Below are 20,566 nucleotides of genomic sequence, written 5' to 3'. Positions count from 1 at the left end.
GAGTTCCGATGCGCCTTTTCCCGCTGCTGCTGGCCCTTGCCCTGGCGAGCCCGGCCTTGGCCGAAGATGACGACGCCCCCGCCGGGCTTCTGGCCGGGCCGAACAAACAGACCCTGCCCGAGGTGATGCTTTCAGTGGGCGAGCCCCTGGGCGGGCCCTGGGCGCTGAAATCGGGCACCTATTACGAGGTCGAGATCACCGCCGACGGCTCGGGCGAGATCGGGCTTGCGGGCGGTGATTTCTTTCGCGCGATCTGGGTGGACGAGGTGGTGATCGAGGGGCTGGAAATCCGGCCGATGGGGCTGCATTCGGTCGAATTCGATCAGGCGGGCACGATGGAAATCGGCTTCGTCGCGGTGAAGCCCGGATCTTATGTGCTTGAAATCCCGGGCGCAAAGGGCTCCGATCAGCGGCTGGCGATCACTATTGACTAGCCCCGCCCCCACCGTTGCCCCTGCCCCTGCCCTTGCCGTTGCCGGGCTGTCGCACCGCTGGGGCGCGAAGACCGCGCTTGACGGCGTCGGCTTCACCCTGCCCGCGGGGCGGTTCTGCGCGCTTCTGGGCCCGAACGGGGCGGGGAAATCGACCTTGATGGCGGTCCTGACCGGGCTGATCCGGCCGCGCCCCGGGGTGGTGACGGTGGCCGGGGTGGACATGGGCCGCGCCCCGCGCGCGGCGCTGGCCGGGATCGGCGTCGTCTTTCAGCAGCCGACGCAGGATCCGGACCGGACGGTGGCGGCGAACCTGCGCTATTTCGCGGCGCTGCAAGGGCTCGGCCGGGCGGAGACCGAGGCCCGGATCGAGGAAGCCCTGACCCGGCTTGGCATGGCGGAACGGGCGGGGGAAAAGGTCGGCAAGCTCAACGGCGGGCACCGGCGGCGGATGGAGATCGCCCGCGCGCTGATCCACCGGCCGCGGCTTTTGCTGCTCGACGAGCCGACGGTGGGGCTGGATGCGCCCGCCCGCGCCGCGATCACCGCGCATGTGCATGACCTGGCCGCAACCGGCATCTCTGTGCTTTGGGCGACACATCTGGTCGACGAGCTGCGCGACACGGATGACATGGTGCTGTTGCATCGCGGCCGCGTCGCCGCCGCGGGCGCGGTCGGGGCGCTTCGGGGCGCCACCCCCCTGCCCGACTGGTTCCTGGCCCGGACCGGGGCCGCGGCATGAGGGCCGCCGCGCGCGCCGCGGGCGCGATCATGGCCCGCGAACTGGCCCGGTTCCTGAGCCAGCGCGAACGCTTTCTGGCGGCGCTGGTGCGTCCGCTGGTGTGGCTTTTCGTCTTTGCCGCAGGCTTTCGCGCCGCTTTGGGGATGTCGATCATTCCGCCCTATCGCACCTATATCCCCTATGAAACCTATATCGCGCCGGGGCTGTGCGGGATGATCTTGCTGTTTTCGGCGATGCAAAGCGCGCTCTCGCTGGTCAATGACCGCGAAAGCGGCACGATGCGGCTGATGCTGACGGCGCCCTGGCCGCGCTGGTTCCTGCTGGGGGCGAAACTGCTGGCGGGGGCGCTGGTGGGGCTGGTGCAGGTGGCGGTCTTTCTGGGCATCGGCTGGCTTTACGGCATCCATCTGCCGCCCATGGGCTATCTGGCCGCGCTGCCCGCGCTGATGCTGTCGGGGCTGATGCTGGGATCGCTGGGCCTGCTTCTGTCGGCGCGGGTGCGGCAGCTGGAGAACTTTGCCGGGGTGATGAATTTCGTGATCTTCCCGATGTTCTTCCTGTCTTCGGCGCTCTATCCGATCTGGAAGATGCAGGAGGCTTCGCCTTGGCTCGCCTGGATCTGCCGTCTCAACCCCTTTACCCATGCGGTCGAGCTGATCCGGTTTTCGCTTCATCTGCAAGGCAATGCGCTGTCGCTGGCGGTGACGGCGGGGGCCACGGCCGTGTTCTTCGCGCTGGCGCTTTGGGGCTATGAACCGGCGCGGACACGGGCGCCGCGGGGGGAGTGACGCGAACTGGCCGAGGCCATCGCCGAGGCCCCGCGGACCATTTGTCCCATGACCGCCGAGGGCCCCAAAGGCCCTCGGCCTGCGCCCGCCCCGCCCATGGCGGGCGCATTCGCGCCGCCGGGGCGGAGCGCAGGCCTCTGTCCCGCTTGCGGAAACGGTCATGCCGCGGCTGTTGCGATACGGGCGGGGAAAGGCGGTGCCTTTCCTGATCCGCCCGAAACCGCGCTCACCCCTCGCTCAGCCGCGCCGGACGGCCCGTCAGCCGCGCGCGGCGCGTGGCGAGCCGGTCCAGCTCCAGCGCCGCATGCGAGGCCAGCACCACCGCCGGGCGCGTCTCGGCGATCAGCGCGGCGGTCAGATCCAGCAACTCCGCGACGCGCCCGGCATCCAGCGACACGAAGGGCTCGTCCAGAATGAGCAGCTCGGGCCGCGCCGCAAAGGCCCGCGCCAGCCCGACCCGACGCGCCTGCCCCAGCGAGAGCTGCCCCGGCCAATGCGCGCCATAGCCCGCCAGACCGACGCGGGACAGCCAGGCCTCGGCGGTTGCCGCATCCACCCCGGTCGGCAGGATGATGTTGTCGATCACCCGCCGCCAGGGCATCAGATTGGGCTCCTGAAACACCATCGCGCGGCGGCTTGGTCCCTGCAACGTGCCGCGAAACCGCGTGTCCACCCCGGCCAGGATGCGCAGCAGCGTCGATTTGCCAGAGCCGGAGGGCCCGGCGATGCCCAGCACCTCGCCCGGCTCGACCCGCAGGCGCAGCGCCCCCAGAATGACCGTCGCGCCGAAGCGTTTTTCCGTCAGATCCAGCGCGATCATTCCCGCCTCCAGCGGTTCGCCCGCCCCGAAAGCGGCGCCAGGATCAGCCATTCGACGGCGAGCATCACGCAGACGAAAGCCGCCGCCCAGGCGAGCACCTCGGCAATGTCGAACATCTGGAAATTCAGATGGATACGAAAGGCCGATCCCGTTCGAGCGGCCAGAAATTCGACCACCAGCACGACCTTCCAGATCAGCGAAACGCCCGCCCGCGCCGCGGCGATCAGATGCGGCATCAGCTGCGGGATCAGGATATGGCGGTGCCGCGCGACAAAGCCCATGCCGAAGACACGGGCCATTTCCGACAGCGCCGGGTCCCGCGCCCGCACGCCCTCGCGCAGGATCACCGCCACCAAGGGCACCTTGTTCAAGGCGACGGCGGTGATCGCCGCGGTTTCGTTCAGCCCGATCCAGAGGTAACACAGCACGATCAGCACCAGCGCCGGGATGTTGTTCCAGATCGTCAGCCAGGGGTCGAACCAGTCGTTCACCCGCCGCGACAGGCCCAGCACGATCCCCAGCACCGTCCCCGCCAGCATCGCCAGAGCGAAGGACGCCCCCACCCGCGCCAGCGTCGCGCCCAGATCGGGCAGCATCCGCCCCGAGACCAGCCCCTCGGCCAGCTGCGGCAGCACCTGCTGCGGCCCGGGCGCATGGGACGGATCGCCCAGCACCGCCGCGATCGCCGCCCAAAGCAGCAGCGCCGCCAGGATCGAAACCGCCGTGCGCCCGACCGCGCGCCATTCCCGCCCGCCCGCGCCAGGCGGGGCGGCGAGGATCCCCGCCCCGGCCTCGGGCTGCGGCTTGCGGGCCATGAGGACCATCACTGCGTCAGGAATGTGCCCGGGGGCAGATCCCGGACCGGGCCCAAAAGCTCCGCGCCGCCGATCCCGGCCATCAGCTTCAGCATCTTGTCGGCCGCGGCCTGATCCACCGGCGCATCGGTCGGGATGCCCGCCCGGTAGCCCGCCACCAGCGCCAGATATTGCGCGTCGGATTTCGCGTTCATGATCGCGCGCAGCCGGGCAAAGGCCGCGTCATCGCTGGCCAGAAGCGCCTTGGCGGCCTTTGAAGCCGCGCGCAGACCGGCCACCGCGGCGGGCTTCTCCTGCGCGAGTTTCTCCGAAAACACATAGCCCAGAAGCGGCGTTTCCGGATCGAGCCCCAGCGCCGTCGCCGCCTCAGAGGTCGAGACCAGCGTCTCCATGCCCCGCGCCTGCATCTTGGCGCCGAAATGCCAGAAGTTGATCGCCGCATCGACCTCGCCCGAAAGCGCGGCCTCCATGATCAGGGGCGGCGCACCGAAGACCTGCTCGGTCTCCTGCGCCAGATCCATGCCGTATTTCTGGCGCGCATAGGCGCGCAGGATCAGCCAGCTCTTGTCCAGGGGCCCCCCGGCGATGCCGATCTTTTTCCCTTTCAGATCCGTCAGATCGACGATCCCCGATTGCGGCTTGACCAAAAGGCCGCCGACCGCGCGCGAATAGGGGATGAAGGTGAAATCCCTGCCCTCGGCACGCATCCGCGCGACCCAGAACCAGTCGGTCACGATCGCCTCGGCCGCGCCGCCCTGCAGCGCCACCTCGGCCGCGGGATTGCCCGCGACGGGCAGCACGCTCAGGCTGAAGCCGTTCGCCCGGTCCAGACCGTAATGCCGGATCGTGTCCAGTTCCCAGTTCACCGTGCCGCCCTCCAGCGCCGCCACGGTCAGCACCGGCAGATCCTGCGCCCGCGCGGGCACGGCCCCGGCCAGCATCGCCGCAAGGCCCGAGGCCAGCGCGGCCCGGCGCGTCATTCTGATCATCCTGTCCTCCCTCGTTCCTTGCGCAAAGGCTAACCGCCTCCGCCCCGGCCTTCCTATTAGACCAATGGCCAATACGCCCCCGGCCGCGGCTGGGGCAGGATCGCGGCAGACCCGGCCCCGGAGTTCGACCAATGTCGAATGGCAGCGGACGGGCCCGGGCCGTTACCACCGTGGCAGCACCGATCGTTAGGGAGAGAGAGATGCTCGACGTCCGCAACCGCCGTTTCCTTGCGGCCCTGCTGCTGGCCTGTCTTCCGGGGCCGCTTCTGGCGCATGGCGATGTGACGCCGCAGCCGGTGAACACCGATGCCCTGCCCGAGGTGGGCGAGGAATGGCTGACCGAAAACCCCTATCGCGCCGAGAAGGCGGGCGAGGAGGTCTGGAAGGCGGCGGTGAAAATCGGCGATTCCGGTTTCAACCAGAATTGCGCGCGCTGTCATGGGCTTGGCGCGGTCTCGGGCGGTCTGGCGCCGGATCTGCGCTTCCTCGAGGCCGAGGAATATGGCGATGAATGGTTCGCCGAGCGGTTCCAGCACGGCTATACCCAGGACGGCACGACGAAGATGCCCGCCTTTGGTCCGGTTCTGGGGCAAAAGGCCGGTTGGGCGATCCGCACCTATATCGAGACCCGGCCCGAGGATGGGGCGCTTGACAGCCACACCGACCGGCTGCGCGCGATCGTCGCCGATCTGGAGGCGGGCACGGCGGATGGCGTGGCGGTCAAGGAAGAGCTGGAACAGATCAATTCCGAGGTGAAGACCTTTTCGGGCGCGCCGGTGGCCGACAGCACGGTCAGCCGCGCCGCCGAGGTGCTGAGCGCGGACAAGGCCAGTTTCAAGCACGCGGCCGAGCTGCTGTCGCTGGGCCTGTCGGCGGCGAAATGAGCGGGCGGGCGGCGCTGCGGTCTGTCGCGCTGGGGCTTGCCCTTGCCGGTCTGGCGCCGCTTGCGGCCGGGGCCGCCTGCGAGGGGCAGGCCCCCGAACAGAAGCTGCAAAACACCCCCGCGCAGGATATCGGGCGCAGCCTCGACCGCATCCGCGAGGATGGCTGGATCGAGGTGGCGCTTTATGAAAACTACAAGCCCTGGTCCTGGGCGGAGCGCGGTCAGCCGCAGGGCATCGATGTCGAGATCGCACAGCTGATTGCCGCCGATCTGGGGGTCACGCCCCGCATCCGGCTGGTGCAGGCGGGCGAGACGCTGGATGCCGATCTGCTCAATTACGTCTATCGCGGCGCGGCCGTGGGTGGGCATGTGTCTGATATCATGGGGCATGTTCCCTATGATGTCGCCTATGCCTGCCGTTTCGACCAGGTTGTCTTCACCGGCCAATATGCGACCGAGCGGCTGGCGATCGCCTATGACATCGCAAGCTATCCGGACAAGCCGCCGGTGCCTGCGGTCTTTCGCTACGATCCGGTGGGGGTCGAGAATGACTCGATTTCGGATTTCTTCCTGACCTCGGTCGCGCATGGGGCGACGGCGGACAAGGTGCATCGCTACAAAACCACCGGCGCGGCGATGGCGGGGCTTGCCGCGCGGGAGGTGAGGGCCGCGATGGGGCCGCGCGCCGAGCTCGAGGCGCATCTGGCCCCCGGCATCGGGCTGCATGAACCGCCGCTTCTGGGGCTGGCGCGGCCCAGCTGGACTTTGGGGCTGGCGATTTCCTTTCAGCATCGCGACCTTGGCTATGCGGTCGATGATGCGATCGCGGCGGCGCTGGCCGATGGCCGGATCGCGCAGATCTTCGCCGATCACGGCGTCAGCTTCGAGCCGCCGGAGCGTTAGACCAGCGTCTCGAAATTGCCCTGAAAATCCACCGCCGTCACCGCGCGCAGCCGCAGCCTGCGGGCGGCTGGGATGATCTCGTCGCGTTCCATCAGCACGAAGGCGGTCGAGGCGGCATCACAGAGCGTGGCACTGGCGCCTTCCACCGTCACCGTCGAGAAGCGCGGAATTTGTCCATGCGGGCCAAGGATATGGCTGCCCCCCGGAAAGGGCATCGCGGCGGGCGAGGATGTCGCCATCGCGCCCGCCGTCAGTGATCGCACCGCCACCAGCCCGGCTTCGGGGTCTTCGATCCCCAGCCGGAACGGCCCGCCCAGCGCCTGAAACTCGCCCATGTCGATCAGACAATCGCCAAGGCCCGCGCGGGCGCAGATTTCGGCCACGCGCTCGGCGCCATGGCCCTGCGCGATGCCGTTCAAGGTCAGCGCCTGCCCGCGCGAAAGCACGATCTCCCGCCCGATCTGCACCCGGTGCAGGCCGATCGCCGCGCGCGGTTGCAGCGGATCGCGGCCTTCGGCCAGGGCAAGCCAGAGCGGCTGCACCGTCGGATCAAAGGCCCCGCGCGTCAGGTCATGCACGCGTTTCGCCACCGCCAGCACTGACCGCATCCGCGCCGAGCCCGGACCGCGGCCGGTCGCATTCAGCCGGGTCAATTCGCTGTCGGCGTGCAACGAAAAGGTGGCCTCGATCGCCGCGATCTCGGCGCGGATCTCGGCCAGCGGCAGGGCACCGGGCGCGGTGATCCGCAGATCGGCGCCAAAGGCCCGGCCCGTCCAGGTCTCGGCCCGCGCGCCTTGCGCGATCAGCGCCGCCCCGCCACGATCTGCAGAAACCGCCGCCGCTTCATGCCCGAGCCTTTCGTTCGCCGCCAGCACCAAAGGCACACAGCGGCTTTTGTCGTCAAGTGACGCCACACAGTCAAGGCACTGGAAACACTCGGAATAGCGGATCTCGCCGGTGCGCTTGATCGCGCCATAGGCGCAGCGCACGCGGCACAGCTGACAGGGTTTGCCACAATCCGCCCGCCGCGGAATGAAGGCGCGCAGCCGCAAAAGCCCGCCCAGCCGCATCACCGCGCCCAAGGGGCAGAGCGAGCGGCAAAAGCCCTTGAACCATACCATCGACACCGCGATCCAGCCCATCGCCCAGATCAGATAGGGCCAGGGACGGTCGAAATGCATCGTGATCGCGGTCTTGAAGGGCTCGATTTCCGCTGCGGCTTCCGCATGTTGCGGCGCAAGGAAGGCCACGGCGACCAGCGCCACGGCCGCAACCGGCCCCGTCCAGAGCAGCACCCGGGCAAGGCTTGCGGGCGGCTCGATCCGCGGCAGACGCAACAGCCGACCGGCGTGATGGGCAAATTCCTGCATCGCGCCAAAGGGGCAGAGCCAGCCGCAAAAGAATCCCCGCCCCCAAAGCAGAAAGCCGATCCCCGCCGCGCCCCAGATCGCCAGCCCGAAAGGATCGTAAAGCAGCACCTCGAGCCCGCCCGACACCAGCCCGCGCGCCACCGCCATCACCGTGACGATGGACAGCTGCCCCTGCCCCCAGAAGCCGACAAAGCCGATGACGACGCAAAGGATGCCCAGCCGCACCGGGGTAAAGGCGCGCAGCCCCGCCAGCCGCGATTGCGCGAGCAGCGCCGCCATCAACAAGCCCAGAAACCCGCCCAGCGCCCAGAGATCGGCGGCGCGATTGCGCAGCGCCTGCTGCACCGGGCTGATGCGGTCTGGGGCGGCGGGGCGCAGAAAGAACCGCTCCGGCGTCTGCAACACTAGTGGAAAATGCGCCGAGCCGACCTCGGCCTGAAACATCCCGTGTTCGCGCACGGCCTGCAGGCGCAGCTCCCACGGCCGGGTCGGATCGAAGCCCAGACGGCGGTCAAGCCGCACCACCATCTTCGTCGCCTCGGACAGCTCCGGCGGCAGATCGGCGGCCAGTTCCGGCAGGATGTCGGCATCGCGCAGCACCAGGGGCAGGCCGTCCTGCGTCGCCGTCAGCCGGTCGGGCGCGGTGTTGCGCACGAAATCCGCCGACACCAGCCCATGCTGCCCGGCCTCGATCAGCAGGACCAGCTCGTCATCGGGGGCGCGGGCGGTGAAACGGGCAATCTCGGAGAGCGTCTCGGGGGCCAGCACGGCGCGGGCCAGCGCGGGCGGGCCAAGGTCGATCACGTAAAGATCGATGAAGGGCGCCTCGGGGTCGATGCCCGCGCCGTCCTGCGCCCATTTCGTGCCCGCGAAAGCCGCATCCAGCTGCGCCCCGCTGACCCGAAGACGCCCGACAAGCCCCTGATCTAGAAGATCTTTCCAGGACAGGGCCTCGTCATGCGCGGGATCGGGCCTCGGCGCGGGCCCCGCCCCCACGCCCTGCATCTTGTCGCGCGCAACCGCCAGCGTCGCCGCCAGGATCGAGTCATGCGCGATCCGCACCGAGGCCGTCGCCTTCGTCACCCCGTCCAGATAGACATTGTCCGAGGCCGTGCCGCCCCCGCCGTAAGGGGTGCCGACGACCAGCGGCTCGCTGATCGCATGGCCGCGATATTGTTCCAGAAAGGCCCGGAACGGCGCCTCGCCCAGACCGGAAACGAAGATCGGCTCGTTTTGCCGCAACAGCCGCACGTCGATGAACCGCCCCTCGCGGTCAAGCAGCACCAGCAGGTCGATGGGCGCCCCGGAAAACCCCGGCAAGGGCGCCAGCGGCTCGGTTTCAAAGACGAAACCCGCCTCGCCCCCGCCCGAATTCAGGAGCGTCCAGACCCCCTTGTCATTCACCGGCGCCCCCAGTTCGTAAGGCGCCAGGATCAGCGCGGAAAGCGCATCGCGCGTCAGCACCTCCGCGCAAAGCGGGGTCGCGAAGGCCAGCCAAAGAAGCAGGAACCGGATCATGCCGCAACTGTGCTTGAGCCGGGACAGGCTGCCTATTCGACCTTGGTGCAAGATGCGCGGCGCCCAATTTTCGGGCAGTTGCCCGGAAAACGCCGCCCGCCCCGCGGCCGGGGCCGGTTTCCCATGGCATCCGCCGCCCGGCTTCCTACAGTCGGGGCAACACGGGGGGAAGACCATGGCGATCCACGCATCCATCCATCACCTGACGCATTATGTCTACGACCGCCCGGTGACTTTGGGGCCGCAGATCATCCGGCTGCGTCCGGCGCCGCATTCGCGCACGCGAGTGATTTCGCATTCGCTCAAGGTCAGCCCCGGCGGGCATTTCGTGAACCACCAGCAGGACCCCTATGGCAACTGGCTGGCCCGTTTCGTCTTTCCCGAGCCGGTGACCGAGCTGAAGATCGAGGTCGATCTGGTCGCCGACATGACGGTCTACAACCCGTTCGATTTCTTTCTGGAAGAAACCGCCGAGACCTGGCCCTTTGACTATCCCGAGGATCTGCGCGACGATCTGTCGATCTATCGCACGCCGGACCCCGAGGGGCCGCAGCTGGCGCGGTTCATCGGCACGGTGGATTTCACCCAGACCCGCACCGTCGATTTTCTGGTGGCGCTGAACGCCCGGATCGCGCGGGAAATCCGCTACACGATCCGGATGGAACCCGGGGTTCAGACGCCCGACGAGACGCTGACGCTGGCCTCGGGCTCGTGCCGCGACAGTTCCTGGCTGCTGGTGCAGGTGTTGCGGCATCTGGGCTTCGCCGCCCGCTTCGTCTCGGGCTATCTGATCCAGCTTGCCCCCGATGTGAAGGCGCTCGATGGCCCTTCGGGGACCGAGGTCGATTTCACCGATCTGCACGCCTGGGTCGAGGTCTTCCTGCCCGGCGCGGGCTGGGTGGGGCTTGACCCGACCTCGGGGCTTTTGGCGGGGGAAAGCCATATCCCGCTGGCGGCGACGCCGCATTACCGCAATGCCGCGCCGATTGCCGGGGGCTTCACCGCCGCGGGCACGCCCGAGACGCGCTTTGCCTTTGACATGCAGGTGAAGCGGGTGGCGGAACATCCGCGCATCACCAAGCCCTTTTCCGACGAAGCCTGGGACCGGCTGAATGCGCTGGGCCAGCGGGTCGATGACGCCTTGCGGGCGGGCGATGTGCGCCTGACCATGGGGGGCGAGCCGACCTTTGTTTCGGTCGATGATTTCGAGACGCCGGAGTGGAACACCGAGGCCGTCGGGCCGCAAAAACGCGCGCTGGCCGATGATCTGATCCGCCGCTTGCAGGCCCGCTTCGCCCCGGGGGGCTTTCTGCATTACGGGCAGGGCAAGTGGTATCCGGGCGAGAGCCTGCCGCGCTGGACCTTTTCGCTTTATTGGCGGCACGACGGCGTGCCGGTCTGGCAAAACCCCGATCTGATCGCGCGCGAAAACGCCACCGCGCCGGTCGGTCCCGCCGAGGCCGGGCGCTTCATGGAGGCCTTTGCGGCGCATCTGGGGCTTGATCCGGTCTTCGCCCAGCCCGCCTATGAAGACCCCGGCGAATGGATCCTGAAGGAAGCGAACTTACCGCCGAATGTCAGCCCGGAAAACCCGAAGCTGAAAAACCCCGAGGACCGCGCCCGGTACGCCCGCGTCTTCAACCGCGGCCTGACCGAACCCTCGGGCTTCGTGCTGCCGATCCAGCCCTGGCAAGGCCGGGCCGGGGGGCGGCGCTGGCGGTCGGAACTCTGGAAGCCGCGGCGCGGGCATCTGTTCCTGGTGCCCGGCGACAGCCCGGTGGGGTTCCGCCTGCCCCTCGGCGCCCTGCCGCATGTGCCCGCCGACTCCTATCCCTATTCCTACCCGGCCGATCCGACCGTCGAAGTCGGGCCGCTGCCGGATTTCAGCGCCGCCATTGCGGAACGGCGGGCAAAGATCCAGGCCGAGATCGACCGGCTGGCCGCCGAGGAAGCCCGTGAACAGGCGGCCTTCCTGCCCGCCGTCAGCCCGGCGCATCAGCAGAAATCCACCCGGACCGAGAGCGATCCGACCGCGCGGCAGGCGCTTTCGGCGCAGGGCACCGACCCGGCCACGGGGGCGGTGCGCACGGCCATCGCCATCGAGCCGCGCGACGGGCGGTTGTGCCTCTTCATGCCGCCCTGCGACACGCTCGAAGACTACCTCGACCTGATCGCCAGCGCCGAGGCGACGGCGGCCGAGCTGAACCTGCCCATCCATATCGAGGGTTATGCGCCGCCCCATGACCCGCGGCTGAACGTGATCCGCGTCGCCCCCGATCCGGGCGTGATCGAGGTGAACATTCACCCCGCGCACAGCTGGGAGGAGTGCGTCGCCACCACCGAGGCGATCTATGCCGAGGCGCGGCTCTCGCGTCTTGGCGCCGACAAGTTCATGATCGACGGGCGCCACACCGGCACCGGCGGCGGCAACCATGTCGTCGTCGGGGGCGCGACGCCGAATGACAGCCCGTTCCTGCGCCGCCCCGATCTTCTGAAATCGCTGATCCTGATCTGGCAGCGCCATCCCTGCCTGTCTTACCTCTTCTCGGGTCTCTTCATCGGGCCGACCTCTCAGGCGCCGCGGATCGACGAGGCGCGGCATGACACGCTTTACGAACTTGAAATCGCGCTCGCGCAGATCGGCGATCCGGTCCATGGCGGCAACCTGCCGCCGCCCTGGCTGGTGGACCGGCTGCTGCGCAACATGCTGATCGACGTCACCGGCAACACCCATCGCGCCGAGATCTGCATCGACAAGCTTTATTCCCCCGATGGCCCCACCGGCCGTCTGGGTCTGGTCGAGTTCCGCGGCTTCGAGATGCCGCCCCATCCGCGCATGTCCTTGGCGCAGCAACTGCTGATCCGCGCCCTGATCGCGCGGGCCTGGGCCGCGCCCGTCACCGGGCGGCCCGTGCGCTGGGGCACGGTGCTGCATGACCGCTTCATGCTGCCGCATTATCTGTGGGAAGATCTGCTGTCGCTGCTGGCTGATCTGCGCGCGCATGGGTTCGATTTCGACCCGGTCTGGTTCGAGGCGCAATCGGAATTCCGCTTCCCCTTCTGCGGCCAGATCGAGGCCGAGGGGGTGCATCTGGAACTGCGTCAGGCGCTGGAGCCCTGGCATGTGTTGGGCGAGACCGGCGCCATCGGCGGCACGGTGCGCTATACCGACAGCTCGGTCGAGCGGCTGCAGGTGAAGCTGACAAACCTGCATCAGGACCGCTACACGGTGATGTGCAACCGCCGTCCGGTGCCGATGACGCGCACGGGCACGGCGGGGACCTCGGTCGCGGGGGTGCGCTTCAAGGCCTGGCAACCGCCCGCCGCGCTGCATCCGACGCTGCCGGTGAACACGCCCTTGGTCTTTGACATCTATGACCGCTGGTCGGGCCGGGCTTTGGCGGGCTGCACCTGGCACGTCGCCCATCCGGGCGGGCGCAATTACGACACTTTCCCGGTCAATGCCTACGAGGCCGAGGCGCGGCGTCTGGCCCGGTTCGAGCCGATGGGCCACAGCCCCGGCGCCTATGCCCCCGCCCCCGAGACGCCGCATCCGGAATTTCCGCTGACCCTTGACCTGCGCCGTCCCATCGGGCTTGAGTGAGGCTCAAGCCCCGGTGCCCCATGACCCAGACGCCCCCGCCCCATCCCGCGAATGACCTTTTCGCCAATTACCGGCTCTCGCCCGGGGTGGCGGATGAATTGTTCGATGCGGCAGGCCAGATGCGCCCGGTCTGGCGCCGCTTTGTCGACCGCTTCGCCCGGCTGAGCCCGGCCGAGATCACCGCGCGGTTCGAACGCGCCGACCAATATCTGCGCGATGCCGGCGTCTTCTTCCGGCAATATTCGAACGACCCCTTGGCGGAACGGGAATGGCCGCTCTCGCATATTCCGGTGATCCTGCATGAAACGGAATGGGAGACGATCTGCGCCGGGCTGACGCAGCGGGCGGACCTGCTGGAAGCGGTGATGGCCGATCTTTACGGCCCCGGGCGGCTGGTCACCGAGGGCCATCTGCCCGCGGAACTGATCGCGGGCTCGCGGCAATGGCTGCGCCCGATGGTGGGCATCACCCCGCGCGGCGGCCATTTCCTGCATGTGCTGGCCTTTGAAATCGGCCGCGCCCCGGATGGGCGCTGGTTCGTGCTGGGGGATCGCACGCAGGCGCCCTCGGGCGCGGGATTTGCGCTGGAAAACCGCATGGCCACCGGCCGCATCTTTCCCGAACGCTTCCCGCGCGCCCATATCCACCGGCTGGCCGGGTTCTTCGGCACCTTCCGCGCCGCGATGGAGCGGCTGGCGCAGGCGCCGGGCGGGCGCGAACGGGCGGCGGCGATCCTGACGCCCGGCCCCTCGAACGACACCTATTACGAACACACCTATATCGCCCGCTATCTGGGTCTGATGCTGCTTGAAGGCGAGGATCTGCTGGTGCAGGACGGTCAGGCGATGGTCCGCACGATCGAGGGGCCGCAGCCCTTGGGCGTGCTGTGGCGGCGCATCGATGCGGCCTTTGCCGATCCGGTGGAGCTTGATGCCACAAGCCAGATCGGCACCCCGGGTCTGGTCGAGGCGATCCGGGCGGGCAATCTGGCGCTGGTGAATGCGCTGGGCTCGGGCGTGATGGAGATGCGGGCGATGATGGCCTTTCTGCCGCGCATCTGCGAGGTCTTGCGCGGCAAGCCGTTGAAGATGCCCAACATTGCCACCTGGTGGTGTGGCGGGGCGACCGAACGCGCCTTCGTGCGCGACAATGCCGACCGGATGATGATCGGCTCGGCCTATGCCTGTGATCTGCCCTTTGATCTGGGCGCGGCGACGGCGCTGGGCGGCACCTTGCGCGGCTCGGCCCGGGCCTCGATCTCGGATTGGCTGGAGGCCGAGGGGCAGATGCTGGTGGGCCAGGAGGCGGTGACGCTGTCCACCACCCCCGCCTGGGTCGACAGCGGCACCGGCGCGAACCGGATCGAGCCGCGGCCGATGACGGTGCGGGTCTTTGCCGCCCGCGACGCCAATGGCAACTGGACCTTCATGAAGGGCGGCTATGCCCGCATCGGCCGGTCCGGCGACACCACGGCGCTGGCGATGCAGCGCGGCGGCGCCGTGGCCGATGTCTGGGTCGTGGCCGACCGGCCGGTGCGGCAGGAAAGCCTGTTGCCGCGGCCGGAAAAGGGCGTGCGCCGGGCCAGCCCCGGCATCCTGCCCGCACGTTCGGCCGACAATCTCTACTGGCTCGGCCGCTATGTCGAACGCACCGAAGACGCGATCCGGCTCATCCGCGCCTATCACCTGCGTCTGGCCGCCACCGACAATGCCGAAGACGCCCGGCTGCGGCTGTTGCGCAGCTTCCTTGGCGGTTACGGCATCACCACGACCCAGCCGGTGCCGGGCGCGCTGATCGACCGGATCGAGGCCGCCCGCGGCTGCGCCGCCAAGGTCCGCGACCGCTTTTCCACCGATGGCTGGGCGGCGCTGGCCGACCTTGCCCGCACCGCGCGGTCGATGAGCCAGACCGCGAAACCGGGCGATGATGCCGCGCGGGCAATGTCGGTGCTGTTGCGCAAGATCACCGGCTTTTCCGGCCTTGTGCATGAAAACATGTATCGTTTTTCCGGCTGGACCTTCCTGTCCCTTGGCCGCGCCTTGGAACGCACCGATGCGCTGGCGGCGGTTCTGGCCACTTTTGCCGATGCCAAGGCGCCCTCGGGCTGTCTCGATATCGCGATCGAGGTCGCCGACAGCGTGATCACCCATCAGCGCCGCTACCGCATGGAACGCTCGCGCGAGACGGTGGTGGACCTGCTGGCGCTGGATGGCGACAACCCGCGCTCGATCCTGTTTCAGATCGCGCGGATGCGGGCGCTCGCCGCGGATCTGCCGCATGCGCGCGAGAACGGGCGGCTGGCGGCGCTGTCACGCGCCATCGTGCCGGTCGAAAGCCTGCTTTCCGTCGCCGCGCCCGAGGAGATCACCACGCACCGGCTGATCACCCTGCGGTCCGAGGTGGCGCAGATGTCGAACCTCGTCACGCAAAGCTATCTGGGGTAGGTCATGCGCTACGAGATCAAACTGGCCATCGACTATGATTACGCCGCGCCCTCGGATCATCTGCGCAATCTGGCGCGGTTGCTGCCGCCCGACATTCCGGGCGCGCAGCGGGTGCTGGCGCGGCGGCTGACGCTGGACCCGGCCCCGGATGAACGCCACGACGGGCTGGATTTCTTCGGCAATGCTGTGACATCCGTCGTCTGGCACCGCCCCGTCGCCGATGTGCGCTTTGAACTGTCCGCAAGGATCGAACGGCTGGCGCAGCCCGTTCCGCTTGACCTCTCGCCGCCGCTGCCGAAACTTGGCGCCGAAATCGCCGCCGAGACGACACTGGCGCCCACCGCGCCGCATCACTTCCTTGGCGCCTCGCCGCGCGTCGTGCCCTGCCCCGAGATCACCGCCTTTGCCCGCGCCGTGACCACGCGCACGATGACCGCCGCCACGGCCGTGGCCAGGCTGGGCCATGCGCTGCACAAGCACATGACCTTCGACGCCGAGGCGACGACGGTCGACACCCCCCCGCGCGAGGCCTTTGCCCGTGGTCGCGGCGTCTGTCAGGATTTCACCCATGTGATGATCGCCGGCCTGCGCGGCATCGGCATTCCCGCGGGCTATGTCTCTGGTTTCCTGCGCACTTTTCCGCCGCCCGGGCAGCCGCGGCTGGAAGGCGCGGATGCGATGCACGCCTGGGTGCGGGCCTGGGTCGGGCGCGAAATGGGCTGGATCGAGTTCGATCCGACGAATGATCAGGCCGCCGGGGTGGATTTCGTCACCGTCGCCGTCGGGCGCGATTACGATGATGTGGCGCCGATCCGCGGGGCGCTGCGCTCGGCCGGGCGGGCCGAAACGCGGCAGGCGGTCGACGTGCTGCCGCTTGACACCGAATGACGGGCCCCGAGATCCTGCCGCTTGGCCTTGAGGCCGTGCTGGTGCGCTTCGCCACCGCCTGGTCGGAGGAGGCGAACAGCGCCGCGCAGCGGCTTGCCGTGGCGCTGGCGGCCGATCCGCTGCCCGGGCAGACCGAGGTGGCGCCAGGGCTTGGCTCGGTGCTGCTGCGCTTTGACCGGCTGACAACCGGCCGCATGCAGTTCGCGGCCGCGTTGCGCCAGCGCCTGACGGCGCCAGCCCCCGAGCCCGCCGCCGCACGGCATTGGACCGTCCCCGCCTGTTTCGGCGGGAGCTGGGGGGCCGATCTGACCGAAGCCGCCGCCCTGGCGGGACGCAGCGAAAGCGCTTTGATTTCAGAGCTTTGTGCAACGGACTTGCGGGTTCTGGCGCTGGGCTTCGCGCCCGGGCAGCCCTATCTCGGCACCCTGCCCGCGCATTGGCAGATGCCCCGCCTGCCCACGCTGACACCGCGGGTCGAGGCGGGCACGATCACCACCGCGCTGCGCCAGATCGTGCTCTTCGCCGCGCCCTCGCCCACCGGCTGGCGGGCGTTGGGCCGCACCGCCTTTCGCCCCTTTGCCGCCGATGCCGCCGAGCCGTTCCGGCTGCGCCCGGGCGATTTCCTGCGCTTCACCCCGACAAGCGCCGAAAACATCGCCGCGCTGATCGAAAAGGGCGATCCTTTTGGGGGTGCAATTCTGGGTTTTCCGAAATGACAGGATTTATCGAAGTCATTTCTGCCGGTCCCGGAATTTCGGTGCAGGATCTGGGGCGGCCGGGCTACACGGGATTCGGTCTTTCGACCGGGGGCGCCGCAGACCGCCGCGCGCTCTGGGAAGCCGCGGCGCTTCTGGGGCAATCCCGGCCGCAAGCCGCGCTGGAACTGCCGCTGACGGGCGGGCGGTTTCGCGTCACCGCCCCCACCCGGATCGCCCTCACCGGTGCGCCGATGCAGGCCAGCCGCGACGGCAAGCCCTTGATCTGGAATGCCTCTCATCCGCTCGCGCCCGGCGAGGTGCTGGATCTGCGCCCCGGCGAGAGCGGTGTTTACGGCTATCTTTCGCTCGCGGGGGGGCTTTTGACGCCCGAAACGCTGGGCGCCCGCGCCACCCTTGCCGCGGCGGGTCTGGGCACGGTGGTTCACGCGGGGCTGCGCCTGCCCTTCGGCCCCGATCCGGCCCCCGCGGCGGCGGCACAGCGCCTGCCCCCCGACGACCGTTTCACCGGCGGCACGCTGCGGGTGATCGCCGGGCCGCAGACCGCGCTTTTCGCGCCCGAAACGCGGGCCCGCGCCTTTGCCACCCGGTTTCGCGCCGGTCCGGCCAGCCGTCAGGGGCTGGCGCTGCTTCAGGACGGCGGCCCCTTTGCCACGGAAACCTCGGGGTTGCTGTCGGATTTCATCGGCCCGGGGGACCTCCAGATGACCGGGACGGGACAAGCGGTTGTGCTTCTGGCCGATTGCCAGACCATCGGTGGGTATCCCCGCCTTGGAACGGTGATCCCGCTTGACCTGTCCCGCGCCGCGCAGGCCCGCCCCGGAACCGCGCTGAGGCTGGTCGAAATTCCGCTCGACGCGGCCGAAACCGTCTCGCCGCCCGAGGCGCTTTGGCTGGCGCAGATCCGCCCACTGCTCTGCCCGCTGACCCGCGATCCGCGCGACATTCCCGATCTTTTGGCCTATCAACTGATCTCGGGCATGATCCGCGGCGACGAGGAAGACGCATGAAACTTGATCTCAATTCCGACATGGGCGAAGGCGCGGGCGCGGATGCGGCGCTGCTCGACGTCGTGACCTCGGCCAATATCTGCTGCGGGCTGCATGCGGGCGGGCCGCTGGAAATGGCGCGGGTGATGGCACTGGCGGCCGAAAAGGGCGTCGGCCTCGGCGTGCATCCGGGCTTTGATGACCGGGCAAATTTCGGCCGCACCAGGATGGTGCTGTCGAAACCCGAACTGGTCGATCTGATCGCGTATCAGACCGGCGCGATGGCCGCCGTGGCGCAGGCCAAGGGGTTGAAATTGCGCCATTTCAAGCTGCACGGGGCGCTGTCCAACATCACTTCCGAAGATGCGGATCTGGCCCGCATCTGCTATGGCGCGGCGCTTGCCGTCGTGCCGGATCTGAAGCTGATGGTGCTTTCGGCGACGGCGCAGGAGGCCGCCGCCCGCGCGATGCAGGCCGATTGGGCGGGCGAGATTTTCGCCGACCGCGCTTACAATGACGATGCGACGCTGGTCGATCGCTCGCTTCCGGGTGCCGTTCTGCATGACGCCGAAGCGGCCGCGGGGCGGATTCTGGCGATGCTGCGCGCGGGCGCGATCCTTTCCGCCAGCGGCCATCGCATCCCGGCCCGGATCGACACCGTCTGCCTGCATGGCGACACCCCGCAAGCCCTTGAAATGGCGAAATTGCTGCGCAGCAAATTGCAGGCCGAAGGGGTCGTGCTTCAGCCCCTTTGAAGGAAGGCCAGAACCGACTGCGCCGCACGCAGCCCCGGGGCCGCGCCGCCCTCGCCCAGCCGCTGCATCGTCGTTTCCATGGCGGAAACCTGCGCCGCGCGGCGTTGCGGATCCCGCAACAGATCCTGCAGCGCCCGCGCCATCGGTTTCGGCCGACAGGGCCGGCCGAGGAATTCCGGCACCGCCCGGGTCTCAGACACCAGATTGACCAGCGTCACCGTGTCGATCAGCATCGCGCGCTTCGTGATATGCCACGTCAGCCAGTTCATCCGATAGCCGATCACCATCGGCACCCGGTTCGCCGCCAGTTCCAGACTGACCGTGCCCGAGGCCGCCAGCGCCAGATTGGCCGTGGCAAAGGCCGCGCGCTTCTCGGCCGCGTCCGAAATCACATTCGGCACCTCGTCCCAGCGGCAAGCCATCTTGCGCACCTCTGCCGCCACCCCGCGCACGGTGGGGATGAGCACGCGCAGCCCCGGCACGTCCTGCCGCAGCGCAGCAACGGTCGCGGCGAAGCGCGGCATCAGCCGCTTCACCTCGCCGCGGCGCGACCCGGGCAGGCACAGCAGCACCGGCTGATCGGGACCGATCATCAGGGTCTGGCGCAGCGCGGTCGCCTCGGCCTCGGTCGCCCGCGGCTCGGCCACGACCGGATGGCCGACGAAATCGCAGCTCATCCCCGCGGCGGTCATGTAGGGCGGCTCGAAGGGCAGCAGCGCCAGAACATGGTCGATCACCTCGGCCATCTTCGCCGCGCGCCCGGGACGCCAGGCCCAGACCGAGGGGGCGACGTAATGCACGGTCTTTTGCGCGGGCCGGGCGGCCTTGACGATCCGCGCCACGCGCAGGCAGAAATCCGGGCTGTCGATGGTGATCAGCGCATCCGGCGCCGTCTCCAGAGCCGCCTGAGCCGTCTCGGCAATGCGCCGTTTCAGCTGACGATATTTCGGCAGCACCTCCAGCAGCCCCATGACCGACAGCTCTTCCATCGGGAAAAGGCTTTGCAGGCCAAGGGCTTCCATCTGCGGCCCGCCGATGCCCGCGAATGTCACACCGGGAACAAGGTCGATCAGCGCCGCCATCAGCGCCGCGCCCAGCTTGTCGCCAGAGGCTTCGCCGGCGACGAGAAAAAGCTTCACGGAGAGCGCCCCCACAGGAAGATCCCCGCCGCTTCGGCCGCCGCAATCGTTGCCGCGCGGTCCAGAAGCAGCACGCCGCCCGCCTCGAAAACAATGCCGCAAAGCCCCGCCGCGGCGACCCTGGCCACCGTCTGCGGACCCAGCGCGGGCAGGTCGATGCGGCGATCCTGCCCCGGTTTCGGCGCCTTGAAAAAGACGCCCGCCTTCGGCATCGGCACCAGCCCGCGATGCGCGGCGACGAAATCAAGGAGCGCATCGGTGCCCGGAAGCGCCTCGACCCCAAGGCAAAGCCCGGGGGGACCACCGCCCCTGCCGACATCGACCGCGCCCAAAGCCGCGACGATTTCCGCCGCGCGGGCCGCATCCAGTTGGTCCTGATCGCCGACGCTGCCGCACAAAAGCCCGTCGCCCGGCACCAGAGCCGGGGCGATCTCATCCGCCCCGATCACCTCGAAGTCCCAGTCCTCGAAAAGCGCGATCACCGCGCGCAGCGTCGCATCATCGCCCGCCCGCATCGCGCCAAGAAGCCGCGGCACCAGCGCGGCGGTGCGGGCGTCGAAAAGCTCGGGCTCCAGTTTCGGGCGTTGCATTGCCCCCGCAAAACAGACGCGCCGGATGCCGCGATCGGCCAGCGCGTCGAGGAACGGCACCAGCCGCTCGATGCGGAACGGCAGCACCGATCCGCCCGGCGCGGGCTGACCTTCCAGCGCGCAGACCAGCATTTCCGGCGCGGCCTGCAAAAGCAGCCCCGGCAGCGCGCCCCCCCGGCGAT

17 protein-coding genes are annotated in these 20,566 nt (G+C 68.9%); 11 read left to right on the top strand and 6 right to left on the bottom strand.

Features of this window, described 5'->3' with window-relative positions:
* The first annotated feature begins 8 nt into the window (after positions 1-8).
* The 3 genes from RCAP_RS08190 to RCAP_RS08180 are packed head-to-tail and all read left to right on the top strand — an operon-like array spanning position 9 to position 1,961.
* On the top strand, positions 9-434 hold the full coding sequence (locus tag RCAP_RS08190) for a hypothetical protein (RefSeq protein ID WP_013067376.1): 426 nt from the start codon (positions 9-11) through the stop codon (positions 432-434).
* Positions 427-1,173: an ABC transporter ATP-binding protein gene (locus tag RCAP_RS08185; RefSeq protein ID WP_013067375.1), complete on the top strand. Its 747-nt coding sequence runs from the start codon at positions 427-429 to the stop codon at positions 1,171-1,173. The genes RCAP_RS08190 and RCAP_RS08185 overlap by 8 nt, the downstream gene beginning before the upstream one ends.
* Positions 1,170-1,961 (top strand): ABC transporter permease, encoded by a 792-nt coding sequence (locus RCAP_RS08180; protein ID WP_013067374.1) that lies wholly within the window; start codon positions 1,170-1,172, stop codon positions 1,959-1,961. The genes RCAP_RS08185 and RCAP_RS08180 overlap by 4 nt, the downstream gene beginning before the upstream one ends.
* A 226-nt stretch (positions 1,962-2,187) precedes the next feature.
* On the opposite strand, the gene RCAP_RS08175 is transcribed toward RCAP_RS08180, so the two are convergent.
* Genes RCAP_RS08175 through RCAP_RS08165 form a run of 3 tightly spaced genes read right to left on the bottom strand, consistent with a single transcriptional unit; the run spans position 2,188 to position 4,585 of the window.
* On the bottom strand, positions 2,188-2,781 hold the full coding sequence (locus RCAP_RS08175) for an ATP-binding cassette domain-containing protein (RefSeq protein ID WP_013067373.1): 594 nt from the start codon (positions 2,779-2,781) through the stop codon (positions 2,188-2,190).
* On the bottom strand, positions 2,778-3,605 hold the full coding sequence (locus RCAP_RS08170; protein WP_238530232.1) for an ABC transporter permease: 828 nt from the start codon (positions 3,603-3,605) through the stop codon (positions 2,778-2,780). Before RCAP_RS08170 ends, RCAP_RS08175 begins: the two co-directional genes overlap by 4 nt.
* Entirely contained in the window at positions 3,605-4,585 is a 981-nt protein-coding gene (locus RCAP_RS08165; protein ID WP_013067371.1) for an ABC transporter substrate-binding protein, read from the bottom strand. The genes RCAP_RS08170 and RCAP_RS08165 overlap by 1 nt, the downstream gene beginning before the upstream one ends.
* Before the next feature lie 200 nt (positions 4,586-4,785).
* On the opposite strand from RCAP_RS08165, the gene pedF reads away from it, so the two are divergent.
* Complete coding sequence (gene pedF / locus RCAP_RS08160) at positions 4,786-5,469, top strand: cytochrome c-550 PedF (RefSeq protein ID WP_013067370.1); 684 nt, start codon at positions 4,786-4,788, stop codon at positions 5,467-5,469.
* Positions 5,466-6,371, top strand: coding sequence for a substrate-binding periplasmic protein (locus RCAP_RS08155; protein ID WP_013067369.1), 906 nt, complete (start codon positions 5,466-5,468; stop codon positions 6,369-6,371). Before pedF ends, RCAP_RS08155 begins: the two co-directional genes overlap by 4 nt.
* Here the strand turns inward: RCAP_RS08155 and RCAP_RS08150 are convergent.
* The gene (locus RCAP_RS08150) at positions 6,368-9,259 is read right to left on the bottom strand and encodes an FAD:protein FMN transferase (RefSeq protein ID WP_013067368.1); all 2,892 of its coding nucleotides are present in this window, start codon (positions 9,257-9,259) and stop codon (positions 6,368-6,370) included. The genes RCAP_RS08155 and RCAP_RS08150 overlap by 4 nt on opposite strands.
* A gap of 175 nt (positions 9,260-9,434) precedes the next feature.
* On the opposite strand from RCAP_RS08150, the gene RCAP_RS08145 reads away from it, so the two are divergent.
* Genes RCAP_RS08145 through RCAP_RS08120 form a run of 6 tightly spaced genes read left to right on the top strand, consistent with a single transcriptional unit; the run spans position 9,435 to position 18,655 of the window.
* Positions 9,435-12,863 (top strand): transglutaminase family protein, encoded by a 3,429-nt coding sequence (locus RCAP_RS08145; protein ID WP_013067367.1) that lies wholly within the window; start codon positions 9,435-9,437, stop codon positions 12,861-12,863.
* A gap of 20 nt (positions 12,864-12,883) precedes the next feature.
* Positions 12,884-15,307 (top strand): circularly permuted type 2 ATP-grasp protein, encoded by a 2,424-nt coding sequence (locus RCAP_RS08140; protein ID WP_013067366.1) that lies wholly within the window; start codon positions 12,884-12,886, stop codon positions 15,305-15,307.
* Between the two features lie 3 nt (positions 15,308-15,310).
* Positions 15,311-16,195, top strand: coding sequence for a transglutaminase family protein (locus RCAP_RS08135; RefSeq protein ID WP_013067365.1), 885 nt, complete (start codon positions 15,311-15,313; stop codon positions 16,193-16,195).
* Positions 16,192-16,911, top strand: a complete 720-nt coding sequence (locus tag RCAP_RS08130) for a 5-oxoprolinase subunit B family protein (protein ID WP_013067364.1) — start codon at positions 16,192-16,194, stop codon at positions 16,909-16,911. Before RCAP_RS08135 ends, RCAP_RS08130 begins: the two co-directional genes overlap by 4 nt.
* Positions 16,908-17,921, top strand: coding sequence for a 5-oxoprolinase subunit C family protein (locus tag RCAP_RS08125; protein ID WP_013067363.1), 1,014 nt, complete (start codon positions 16,908-16,910; stop codon positions 17,919-17,921). Before RCAP_RS08130 ends, RCAP_RS08125 begins: the two co-directional genes overlap by 4 nt.
* The gene (locus RCAP_RS08120; protein ID WP_013067362.1) at positions 17,918-18,655 is read left to right on the top strand and encodes a LamB/YcsF family protein; all 738 of its coding nucleotides are present in this window, start codon (positions 17,918-17,920) and stop codon (positions 18,653-18,655) included. The genes RCAP_RS08125 and RCAP_RS08120 overlap by 4 nt, the downstream gene beginning before the upstream one ends.
* On the opposite strand, the gene lpxB is transcribed toward RCAP_RS08120, so the two are convergent.
* Both lpxB and lpxI read right to left on the bottom strand, forming a co-directional pair.
* Positions 18,643-19,794, bottom strand: coding sequence for a lipid-A-disaccharide synthase (lpxB, locus tag RCAP_RS08115; RefSeq protein ID WP_013067361.1), 1,152 nt, complete (start codon positions 19,792-19,794; stop codon positions 18,643-18,645). The genes RCAP_RS08120 and lpxB overlap by 13 nt on opposite strands.
* Entirely contained in the window at positions 19,791-20,534 is a 744-nt protein-coding gene (gene lpxI, locus RCAP_RS08110; protein WP_013067360.1) for a UDP-2,3-diacylglucosamine diphosphatase LpxI domain-containing protein, read from the bottom strand. Before lpxI ends, lpxB begins: the two co-directional genes overlap by 4 nt.
* Positions 20,535-20,566 lie beyond the last annotated feature (32 nt).

Origin of the sequence: Rhodobacter capsulatus SB 1003 (assembly GCF_000021865.1) — a bacterium.
In the GTDB taxonomy this organism is placed as follows: domain Bacteria; phylum Pseudomonadota; class Alphaproteobacteria; order Rhodobacterales; family Rhodobacteraceae; genus Rhodobacter; species Rhodobacter capsulatus_B.
This window is presented reverse-complemented; position numbering and strand designations above follow the sequence as displayed.

Excerpts from the sequence above, each read along its gene's own strand:
- RCAP_RS08135 (WP_013067365.1), top strand. The coding sequence starts at position 15,311 with ATGCGCTACGAGATCAAACTGGCCATCGACTATGATTACGCCGCGCCC.
- RCAP_RS08120 (WP_013067362.1), top strand. The coding sequence starts at position 17,918 with ATGAAACTTGATCTCAATTCCGACATGGGCGAAGGCGCGGGCGCGGAT.
- RCAP_RS08180 (WP_013067374.1), top strand. The coding sequence starts at position 1,170 with ATGAGGGCCGCCGCGCGCGCCGCGGGCGCGATCATGGCCCGCGAACTG.
- RCAP_RS08125 (WP_013067363.1), top strand. The coding sequence starts at position 16,908 with ATGACAGGATTTATCGAAGTCATTTCTGCCGGTCCCGGAATTTCGGTG.
- RCAP_RS08145 (WP_013067367.1), top strand. The coding sequence starts at position 9,435 with ATGGCGATCCACGCATCCATCCATCACCTGACGCATTATGTCTACGAC.
- RCAP_RS08165 (WP_013067371.1), bottom strand. The coding sequence starts at position 4,585 with ATGATCAGAATGACGCGCCGGGCCGCGCTGGCCTCGGGCCTTGCGGCG.
- RCAP_RS08150 (WP_013067368.1), bottom strand. The coding sequence starts at position 9,259 with ATGATCCGGTTCCTGCTTCTTTGGCTGGCCTTCGCGACCCCGCTTTGC.
- RCAP_RS08130 (WP_013067364.1), top strand. The coding sequence starts at position 16,192 with ATGACGGGCCCCGAGATCCTGCCGCTTGGCCTTGAGGCCGTGCTGGTG.
- RCAP_RS08170 (WP_238530232.1), bottom strand. The coding sequence starts at position 3,605 with ATGGTCCTCATGGCCCGCAAGCCGCAGCCCGAGGCCGGGGCGGGGATC.
- RCAP_RS08140 (WP_013067366.1), top strand. The coding sequence starts at position 12,884 with ATGACCCAGACGCCCCCGCCCCATCCCGCGAATGACCTTTTCGCCAAT.
- RCAP_RS08155 (WP_013067369.1), top strand. The coding sequence starts at position 5,466 with ATGAGCGGGCGGGCGGCGCTGCGGTCTGTCGCGCTGGGGCTTGCCCTT.
- RCAP_RS08190 (WP_013067376.1), top strand. The coding sequence starts at position 9 with ATGCGCCTTTTCCCGCTGCTGCTGGCCCTTGCCCTGGCGAGCCCGGCC.
- pedF (WP_013067370.1), top strand. The coding sequence starts at position 4,786 with ATGCTCGACGTCCGCAACCGCCGTTTCCTTGCGGCCCTGCTGCTGGCC.
- RCAP_RS08175 (WP_013067373.1), bottom strand. The coding sequence starts at position 2,781 with ATGATCGCGCTGGATCTGACGGAAAAACGCTTCGGCGCGACGGTCATT.